We start from the raw sequence: 552 nt of genomic DNA on the forward strand, positions 1-552 counted from the left end.
CTGGTTTTAGCTGAGTTTTACCCCTGCCGCGCTAGCTTGGAGGGACTTCAGTTTGTTGAGAACATGCGGTTTTCACCCCCTGCCAAAAAAAATCACTTGCCGACAGCCCACATTCTCTCCACCGCCCTGCCCTTTGCACCACTTGCTGGCCTTCCATTTCTACGATAGGGAAGCAGCGCCCGGTTGCTCACAGTTGACTCCTCTGCTCTAAAAGCCCCGTGGCCATGCAATATCATTTATCTTCCTCGAGCTGAGAAATCCCCTCCCTCTCCTTGATCTGGCCCAGCGGCAGTCTCAAGCTTCAGCCCGCACCACTCTCTCGGAGACACTCTTCGCCCTCTTCCCACTACCTCCAACTTAACCATCAAGCACTCATCAGCCTCTCCTCTACCGCCGAGTAAACCATGACTACCACCGCTTTGCCTGCCGAGGCAGCGCTTCGCCGAATGGTTACCACCGATTCAACACCCGCCTCGTCCGCCAACATCTCTCCCCTCGATAGTCCGAGATCCTCCCCATCTTCCTCCTCACTGTCCTCCCTTGCACCTGAAG

At 55.8% G+C, this 552-nt stretch carries 1 protein-coding gene; it reads right to left on the reverse strand.

Features of this window, described 5'->3' with window-relative positions:
* Nucleotides 1-364: 364 nt before the first annotated feature.
* The coding region (locus ACYVEA_RS34795) for a hypothetical protein (protein ID WP_461117937.1) at nt 365-552 on the reverse strand (188 nt) is incomplete at its 5' end.

The sequence above is a fragment of the Spirosoma jeollabukense genome (assembly GCF_054777855.1).